This window comes from Nodosilinea sp. LEGE 07088 (genome assembly GCF_015207395.1).
In the GTDB taxonomy this organism is placed as follows: domain Bacteria; phylum Cyanobacteriota; class Cyanobacteriia; order Phormidesmidales; family Phormidesmidaceae; genus Nodosilinea.
The window spans coordinates 21783-30025 of record NZ_JADEWX010000059.1 but is presented as its reverse complement, the minus strand read 5'-3'; the positions used below and the strand labels follow the sequence as shown (position 1 = coordinate 30025).

Here is an 8243-nt window from a genome sequence, read left to right as displayed (position 1 = left end):
CGGCGAAGAAGCCCTGATGCCGTACTCATAAGCTCATTTTTTGTCGCTATCTTTACCCACCCCGCCCTCCGGGCACCCCTCCAGGAAGAATTTTGGCCGCCAGACGCAATCCGCAACCTAAAAATGGCCCCAGCCCTAGGGAGTGCGGTTGGCAGTAAACCTAACGCCCATGGTCTCTAACAGCATCTGCTGCCAGGGAGCAATACCGCTTGAGCCCGAGAGGTCACAGCCCCCGCCGCTGTAGGCTGTATCGGTAGCCTGCTGCTGCCACAGACATCGCCCGGTCACCCCGTGCCAGATTTGCACTTGGTTTTCGTTACCCAGCAGCAATCGGTCGCCGCCGTGGCTGAGCTGGATTGTATCTGGGCGCTGACCCCCTAAAGCGCGAATTAAGATTGGGGGGGCCTCAGCACCTCGCGGCTGGATGACCACCTGTCCCTGGTCAATGTCGTATCCGGCCACGGTGAGGCCATCCATGCTGCACCCGGCCAGATCCCAGATAGCCGGGTGGGCCAGCGGTTGATTGCTCTGGGCATCGCGCCAAATCACTTGTTGGGTACTGTCCATGCGCTCGATCGCACAGAGGGCATTTCCCTGCCAACCGATGCCGATAAAACTGCCGTAGAAACTTTCTTCTAGCGGGGCTGCCACGGGCTCAGCGCCATCGACCAGTCGATGGCAGAGAATGCGGCGACCTAGATCGTAGCTGGCGAGCTGAGTGCCATCGGCCTTAAAGACAAGCTGGTTGACTGGATAGCTGTGGCTGGGCCGATCGAGGCAACTTTCCTGACGATACAAGTCCCAGGCGATCACCTGGCCTGTCTCCAGGCCAGCGGCCAGGTAGCGGCCCGCAGGGTCAAAGGCTAGGCAGGTGACCGGGGCTGCTACCGGCAAAGAAGTCGACGGCGTTGTACTCGGCGAGTTGGGCCTGGCAGCGGGGGATGGCCACCAAACAACCACCTGCTGCTGGGTCGCGATCGCCATCACGCCAGCGGTTACGGCCACCGCCGCGATCGCCCCATCAAATTGGTAGTGACCGGCCACGGCCAGGGCTGGGGCCACCCCAGACCACCAGATCACTCGACCCTCGCGATCGCCAACCACCAGCCAATCTGCGGTTGACGCCATGGCGGCCCGAAGAGATCGCGAGACCGGCACCGGCAAGACGGGGGCCACAAACTCACAGTCGCGGGCGGGCCAGTTGGCGATATTGGCCTGGCTGAGGTTGACCTGCTGCAATCGCGCTCCCGAGACATCAAAGGATTGAAATGGCAGGTTCCAGGCGGCGGCGATGTTGAGCAGATTGCCGAGGGCGTAGTCGCCCTGCCCCACCGGCCCCTGACCCTGGCCTGACGCTCTGACGCAGGCGATCAACCGCCCGATCAGGGCGGTCTGTTCAGCCACCGAGAGATACTGGCGCTGCAGTCGCTCTACCAGTGGGCCCAAGACGTACTGCTGCTGCTGCTGTTGCTGCCAAGCGGGGGCATGGGTCAACACCAGCGGGCACCAGTGCAGCCAATCTAGGCGGTTGTGGCACAACTCGTCGAACAGCTGCTCGACCCATAGATCGGCGGCGCAGCGCACCAGCGCCAGAGGATGCAGCGAATATAGGCCGCGATCATCGTCTACTAGATGGCGACGTTCGAGGGATTCCAGCCCATCCATCAACTGCTCGGGCAAAAATCGAGGTATCCACAACTCCCTCAGGTCGGCGTAGCTTAACGGGCGCAGCACGAGCCAGGGTAATAGGACACGCTCTACGGGGGTAAGTTCTTGCTGTAGTACCAGCCGCCACTGCCACAGGGCCCGCTCCGGCATGCGCAAAAAGGCCGCCATGTCATTGCGATGTTCACTGAGAATGAGATCGGTCGTGGTCGCCAATAACTCTGGATGACCACCACAAAAATGCAGCAATTGCTGCCAGGTAGTCTCTAAGGTCGCGCTCACCCCCTGGCGTTCAACCCACTGTCTGGCCAGGGCTAGGGGCCAGCCCTTCAACTGGTGCACGGTAACGGTGACCAAATCCAAGCGTGCCACCGTGCGCCGATACCGATGCAAAACCTGGGGAATGGCCCGGCTAACCAACAACAAACTGCCCTGTAGCCGACTCTGATTGGCCAACTGGTGCAGCCAGTGCTCATAGCAGGTTGATGTTTCCCGAAATACTCCGGCCAGCCCCTGGGGCTGAAACAAATGCTCGAGGCTATCGATCACCACCAGCCAGCGCCGCTGACGCAGCAGTTGCTCCAGCGCCAGCGCCGGGGAGAGCCCAACAAACTCCTGTAGCTCATTCTGTAGTTGCTCCGCTAGCGCTGCCACCGTGGGCACCTGGAAGGCCTCAAACCGCACCACCCGCTCAAAGTCATCCACGATCGCCTCAGTTAGGGCTTGAACCAAGGGGCTTTTGCCCGCCTGCGATCGCCCCCCCAAGACCACAATTTGGCCCCGATCGACCTGCAACGTCGCTTTTAGTCGTTCCAGATCGGCCTCGCGACCGTAGAGAATGTCGGTGGCGTCTAGCCGCTCGGCAGCCGGCATCGCCTGACCAGCCTCTCCATGGAACGCATCTTCAGGCCTGGGCGCTGCCGAACCGTCCGATGGATCCGGTACACCAACCGAAGATTCATCGTCAGCCTCCTCTTCTGCCGCCATTTGGCGAAGACTGTCGATCCGGGTGCTTAATACGCTGCCCAGGTTACTTTTGCTAACTTCGACACCCAACACTCCGCCTAACTTCTTCCAGAGCTGGCGGCCAGTTACGCGGACGGTGTCATAGGTGTATATGCCTGCGCGGGCAATTTCGCCATAGCCTTGGCCGAGCAGGCTACCGCGCAAAATCTCATTTTCGATAGTTTTGAGGGAAGCCTTGGCTTTCCTCAGGTAGACCAGATCGACAAGTCTGACGATCTCCTCAATATCCGTCATGATATCTGCGTTGCAAGTCTGCTCCCTGACTTGCAACGCAGTGTACCGCACTTCTCAGTTCCTTTTGTTTCCTTTTGATTCCTTTTGCCTTGAAGCCGAAGGAATCTTTGACTTAAATTTCCTTTTACTTCTCTCCTGCTGGTTCCAAAAAGGAAACTTTTGCGATTTATTTACCTGGCTAAAATTACTTCCTTTAGCTGCCTTATAAAAAATTATATGGAGGCAAAATATAGATACCGATCCCTAAGGTGATTGGTATTCCAGGACTTATCAGGAGGACTGATTTATGCGTGGCTCTATTCGTAACACAGTTCTGTTTAATCGATCAAAAACTTTACAGGCAACCCCCAAAGGCGGCAGCTTCAGCGCCCACAACCGCGCTCTGATTATTGAGCGCATCACCCCCTCAAAGCGCGGGCGTCTTCACCATGCCGCTACTGACTGGTTTGCCGTCAGTGCCGATGGTACAACCATTGAGGCTGGCACCACGGTCGAATTGCTCGGTCGGCAGGGGTTGACCTATACGGTGCGGTCTACAGCCCGATCTATACCCCAGATAGCCGCATAGATCGTCGTGCCTCCTTCTCCATTGAGAAGGAGGCATGTAGAAGACCAACGTATTTATACTTAAAACTATGGAGCACAAAAATGTCAAAAACTGACCAAAAAAATCAGCAGAAGTTAGCGCAGATCGAAATATTTGTGGATGAATTCATGCTGTCGGTGAGTGATCTACTCACGCCCGATGAATTTAAAGGAACGGCACTTTATAAGTTCTTGCTGCAATTTTCAAAGCAGTGGTACGTTGCCCCTGTCGATCTTGACGATGTCATGCTCGAGGCCGTGAAGCGCGGCCTCGAGCACATTCAAACCCACGGCCAGCCGATCAAAACGCCAGCCGCCTGGCTACGGCATGTGGGCCTCAATATTTTGCGCGATCAGGTCGATGCTACGGTCAAGGCTGACCGCAAGTCAGCCATGCTGTCAGATCTGGTGCGGCCTGCTAGAGAACGGCTAGCAGAGGCCGAGCTGATTAAACAGCTGGGCTATCTGCAAAAAGCTTTAGATCGACTTTCCCCAGACGACCAGGCCATCCTGCGAATGAAGTTTTTGCAGGGCAAACCCTACGAGCAAATTCGACAGCACTACACCTTGAGGTCTCAAGCTGCCCCTGCCCTGTCGATACCAGCGCTGAGAAAGCGAGAGTCTCGAGCCCTACAGCGGCTGCGTCGAGTATTGCTTGAGCTTGACCAAGCATGAGTCACCCTGGGGCAGCGGACGGTAGTGCTGCTGCTAGGGCGATTCATTGAGGCCAAATAATCTGGGCGGTGGCCAGGGGTTGGGGGGCGCGATCGCACCGCAGCAATTCCCGTTCTCTGGTTATTATGAAGAGCAATTGACTCTATAGTTTTGACGAACGTCCATGGCGAAGCCCAAGCATACCCAGGCCCACCTATCGCGCACGGTACCCAAAGATCAGTCTGAGTTCTTTAAAAAGCGCACCCGCGACTCGATGGAGTACTACATGGGAGCCAAGCTGCTTGAGGTGGGGGTCAATCCTAAAAACACCATTTACCGCTGGCATTCGGAAATTAAGGGTACCCAGGAAGTGATAACGGTTAGCGCCTACTGGGGAGAGTCGCGCCAAAAGCTTGAGGGAAACGAAGGCTAAGGCAACTCAGTCAATGCGGCCTGCCAGCTTTTAGATCTGTCGTAGTCTCACCATAAAAAAGCCGTCCATATTCTGGCGATGGGGCCAGACCTTAACCCAGCCCTCGGGTGCAATCTCCAGATTGTGGCCGAAGTCCGGTGGGGGCGGGCACGGTTGCCAGGTGGGGTGAGCCCGACAAAACGCCTCGATCACCGCTTCGTTTTCGGCGGGGTGCAGGGTGCAGGTGGCGTAGACCAGCGTGCCGCCGGGCTGGACGCAGCGGGCGGCTTCGTTTAGCAGGGCGCTTTGCAGAGTGGCCAGGCCCGCAATGCTCTCTGGGGTTTGTCGCCAGCGGGCGTCGGCATGGCGATGCAGGGTGCCCAGGCCCGAGCAGGGGGCATCGACCAGCACCCGATCGGCCTGGTGGTGAAACGGGGTGAGATCCGTGCTGTTGCCAGGGCGGATCTGTAGATTGTCCAGACCCAGACGAGCCGCGTTAGCCGTAATTTTTTTGAGCCGGGAGGGGGCGCGATCGCAGGCCCAGACTTTCCCCTGGTTCCCCAAAATTTCAGCCATCTGGGTTGCTTTGCCCCCCGGCGCGGCGCACACATCTAGCACTGTATCTCCCGGTTGCGGGTCAAGCAACAGCCCCACCAGCTGGGCGCTGGCATCCTGTACGCTCCACCAGCCCTCGCTGTAGCCTGGCAGCAGGGTAATGGCCCCTTGGTGATTGACTAGGCGCAGCCCAAAGGGCACCCCCGCCAGCGGCTCTACCGCCACACCAGCCGCCGCAAAGGCGACCTGTACCTGTTCAACGGTGGTGCGCTGGCGATTGACCCGCAGATCAATCGACGGCACCTGGTTAAACCACTGGCAGAGCTGATCGGCCTCCTGCGGGCCAAGCTGGGTCACCCAAAGTTCTGTGAGCCAGTCGGGGTAGCTGTGGCCCACGCCTAAAGCGACGGCAGGTTGATCGGGCAAGACCAGCGGGTCACCCTTGGCGGCCTGGCGATCGTACTGGCGCAAAATGCCGTTAACCACCCCCGAGAGACGGCCCAGCCCGTTGGCCTTAGCTAAATCAACGCTGGTGTTCACCGCCGCTGAGGCGGGCACAGCTAAATATCTCAGTTGATACAGCCCCAGATGCAGCACCAGCCGCAGCACAGGCGGCTGCTGATTGGCTGGGCGAGTACCGAGCTGATCGATCAGCGCATCGAGGGTGCGCTGGCGGCGAACGGTGCCATAGACCAACTCGGTGGCAAAGGCGCGATCGCTGTCGCTCAGTGGGGCCAGGGCCAGGGTACGGTGCAGCGCCACATCGGCGTAGGCGCCTGCCTGCACCTGCAACAACACGTTCAGCACCCGTTGTCGGGCTGTGGGCAGGGCCGCCGCAGAAGTCGTCATAGGTCTGACCAAACTACGATTTGGCGCGGCGTTTGGGGGGTGCCTGGTCGTTTTTGCGGCGTCTGCGATCGCGCCAATCGGCGGCGGTTAAATACACCACGCCGCCCGTTACTACCACCATGAGCACCAGGGCCACCGTCGCCAAGATACTAAACGCTTGGGCTTCTAAAGTTGCTTCCATAGCTGGGTTAGGCCTTCACTAAAATCCGTTGCGACCCCAGATCACCATCGACAGTGAGAAGGTAAACACCACCAACAGCGAAACCCAGCCAAAGGTCAGAATATCCATAGGTGTTTTCTTAAAAACTCAAAACAACGCAGCAGTTTTATCATAATGCCACGGCGCTGCCGCCTGACATGAATCCTTCAGTTTCTCAGCGTTTGATCGCCCCTGGCTAAGCCTTATGGTTTAAACAGGGCGCTCTAGGCTGCCACCGCCTGGCTGACTAATCGTAGCGCTGCTTACTATTTTGATCCCCCGACCTTGTAGTGTATTGCCTAGTTGATTCAAGGTTGTCAATGAACGTTCGCGCCGTCGCCGCTGCTGGTCTGTGTCTGCTATTGGTTACCGGGTGCCGCTCAACTCCCCAGACCGAAACCGGGGCCGAAGCGCCCGCCGCCGCAGACACCCTGCGCCTGCTCTACTGGCAAGCCCCCACCATTCTCAACCCTCACTTTTCGAGCGGGTTTAAAGACTCTGAGGCCAGCCGCATTACCCTAGAGCCCCTGGCCAGCTTTGATGCCGATGGCAACATGGTGTTGTTTTTAGCCGCAGAGGAGCCCACCCTGGAAAATGGTGGTGTCGCGGCGGATGGCACCTCCGTCACCTGGAAGCTCAAGGAGGGGATCACCTGGTCAGACGGCACCCCGTTTACTGCCGCCGATGTGGCCTTTACCTACGAGTTCATCGTCAACCCCGAGGTGGCCACGGTCAATGCGGGGTCCTACGAACTGGTGGAGAGCGTTGAGGCCTTAGACGACACCACCGTCAAAATCAATTTCAAAGAGCCTAACCCGGCCTGGAATTTGGTGTTTACTGGCACCGAGGGCATGGTGCTGCCCCAGCATATGTTTGCCGACTACAACGGCCCCAACGGGCGAGAGGCCCCCGCTAACACCATGCCCGTGGGCACCGGCCCCTACCGGGTGGTGAGCTTTACCCCCGGCGATGTGATTGTCTATGAGGCCAACCCCAACTATCGCGAGGCCGACCAGCTCGCCTTTAGCCGAGTTGAGCTCAAGGGCGGCGGCGACGCCACCTCGGCGGCCCGAGCCGTGCTGCAAACCGGCGATGTGGACTACGCCAACAACCTCCAGGTTGAAGCCGCCATTCTCGAACAGCTAGAGGCCGCTGGGCAGGGTGAGGTGGTCGCTAACTTTGGCTCCCTGGTGGAGCGCATCATTTTCAACTTCTCTGACCCCAACCAGGCCACCGCCGATGGCGAGACCTCCAGCGTTGAGTTTCCCCATCCTTTCTTTAGCGACCCCCAGGTGCGCCAGGCGGTTAACCTGGCGATCGATCGCGATACCATTGCCACCCAGCTCTATGGCCCCACCGGTCAGCCCACCACCAACTTTTTAGTGGCCCCTGGCCCCTACGCTTCTGAAAACACCAGCTACGACTACGATTTAGAGGCAGCCGCCGCCCTGCTCGACGCAGCGGGCTGGGTCGATAGCAACGGCAACGGCACCCGCGACAAAGACGGGCAAGAGATGGCAGTAGTCTTTCAGACTTCGGTGAATCCGGTGCGCCAAAAAACCCAGGAAATCGTCAAGCAGTCCCTAGAGCAGATTGGCATCGGCGTTGAGCTTAAGAGCATTGATGCCAGCGTCTACTTCTCGGGCGACCCCGCCAGTCGCGAAACCCTAGACCGTTTTCAGGCCGATCTGCAAATGTTTGCCACAGGCAACACCAACCCCGACCCCGGCTCTTACATGCAGACCTATACCTGCGATGAAATTGCTCAAAAAGCCAATAACTGGTCCAAGAGTAACTACGCCCGCTACTGCAACCCCGAGTTCGATGCCCTCTGGCAGCAAGCGGCGGCGACCCTAGACCCCCAAGTTCGCCAAGAGCTATTTGTGCAAATGAATGACTTGCTGATTGAGGAAGCGGCGGTAATGCCCATTGTGCACCGAGCCGATGTCTCTGGCGTCAGCAACCAGCTCGAAGGGATTAACCTCACCCCCTGGGATCTCAGCACCTGGAACATTGCCGATTGGAAGCGCCCGTAGACATCCCTGCCTATGCTTTAAGGAAAAT

At 58.3% G+C, this 8243-nt stretch carries 9 protein-coding genes; 5 read left to right on the top strand and 4 right to left on the bottom strand.

What is annotated here, in order from left to right; translation table 11 throughout:
* On the top strand, nucleotides 1–180 hold a 180-nt coding region (locus tag IQ254_RS31535; protein ID WP_228040735.1), incomplete at its 5' end, for a hypothetical protein.
* Here the strand turns inward: IQ254_RS31535 and IQ254_RS14720 are convergent.
* Entirely contained in the window at nucleotides 136–2925 is a 2790-nt protein-coding gene (locus tag IQ254_RS14720) for an NACHT and WD repeat domain-containing protein (RefSeq protein ID WP_193966911.1), read from the bottom strand. The two genes, IQ254_RS31535 and IQ254_RS14720, sit on opposite strands and share 45 nt — an antisense overlap.
* A 286-nt stretch (nucleotides 2926–3211) precedes the next feature.
* Between IQ254_RS14720 and IQ254_RS14715 the strand changes: the two genes are divergently transcribed.
* From IQ254_RS14715 to IQ254_RS14705, 3 genes are all read left to right on the top strand, one after another.
* Nucleotides 3212–3493: an NfeD family protein gene (locus tag IQ254_RS14715; protein WP_193966910.1), complete on the top strand. Its 282-nt coding sequence runs from the start codon at nucleotides 3212–3214 to the stop codon at nucleotides 3491–3493.
* Nucleotides 3494–3573: 80 nt separating this feature from the next.
* A complete protein-coding gene (locus tag IQ254_RS14710; protein WP_193966909.1) occupies nucleotides 3574–4185 on the top strand; it encodes a sigma-70 family RNA polymerase sigma factor in 612 nt (203 codons plus the stop codon).
* Between the two features lie 163 nt (nucleotides 4186–4348).
* Nucleotides 4349–4597, top strand: a complete 249-nt coding sequence (locus IQ254_RS14705; RefSeq protein ID WP_193966908.1) for a hypothetical protein — start codon at nucleotides 4349–4351, stop codon at nucleotides 4595–4597.
* Between the two features lie 30 nt (nucleotides 4598–4627).
* Here the strand turns inward: IQ254_RS14705 and IQ254_RS14700 are convergent, their stop codons facing one another.
* From IQ254_RS14700 to petN, 3 genes are read right to left on the bottom strand one after another with little or no spacing between them, the layout of a single operon-like run.
* Nucleotides 4628–5980, bottom strand: coding sequence for a 16S rRNA (cytosine(967)-C(5))-methyltransferase (locus IQ254_RS14700; RefSeq protein WP_193966907.1), 1353 nt, complete (start codon nucleotides 5978–5980; stop codon nucleotides 4628–4630).
* 13 nt (nucleotides 5981–5993) lie between these two features.
* Entirely contained in the window at nucleotides 5994–6161 is a 168-nt protein-coding gene (locus IQ254_RS14695) for a hypothetical protein (RefSeq protein ID WP_193966906.1), read from the bottom strand.
* An 18-nt stretch (nucleotides 6162–6179) separates the two neighbouring features.
* Entirely contained in the window at nucleotides 6180–6269 is a 90-nt protein-coding gene (gene petN, locus IQ254_RS14690; RefSeq protein WP_193966905.1) for a cytochrome b6-f complex subunit PetN, read from the bottom strand.
* 230 nt (nucleotides 6270–6499) lie between these two features.
* Between petN and IQ254_RS14685 the strand changes: the two genes are divergently transcribed.
* Nucleotides 6500–8215 carry a peptide ABC transporter substrate-binding protein gene (locus tag IQ254_RS14685; RefSeq protein ID WP_193966904.1) on the top strand — a complete coding sequence of 572 codons (1716 nt, stop codon included), beginning with the start codon at nucleotides 6500–6502 and terminating at the stop codon, nucleotides 8213–8215.
* The last annotated feature ends 28 nt before the right edge of the window (nucleotides 8216–8243 follow it).

Coding starts and splice junctions, on each gene's coding strand:
- IQ254_RS14720 (WP_193966911.1), bottom strand. CDS start 2,925: ATGACGGATATTGAGGAGATCGTCAGACTTGTCGATCTGGTCTACCTG.
- IQ254_RS14715 (WP_193966910.1), top strand. CDS start 3,212: ATGCGTGGCTCTATTCGTAACACAGTTCTGTTTAATCGATCAAAAACT.
- IQ254_RS14710 (WP_193966909.1), top strand. CDS start 3,574: ATGTCAAAAACTGACCAAAAAAATCAGCAGAAGTTAGCGCAGATCGAA.
- IQ254_RS14705 (WP_193966908.1), top strand. CDS start 4,349: ATGGCGAAGCCCAAGCATACCCAGGCCCACCTATCGCGCACGGTACCC.
- IQ254_RS14700 (WP_193966907.1), bottom strand. CDS start 5,980: ATGACGACTTCTGCGGCGGCCCTGCCCACAGCCCGACAACGGGTGCTG.
- IQ254_RS14695 (WP_193966906.1), bottom strand. CDS start 6,161: ATGGAAGCAACTTTAGAAGCCCAAGCGTTTAGTATCTTGGCGACGGTG.
- petN (WP_193966905.1), bottom strand. CDS start 6,269: ATGGATATTCTGACCTTTGGCTGGGTTTCGCTGTTGGTGGTGTTTACC.
- IQ254_RS14685 (WP_193966904.1), top strand. CDS start 6,500: ATGAACGTTCGCGCCGTCGCCGCTGCTGGTCTGTGTCTGCTATTGGTT.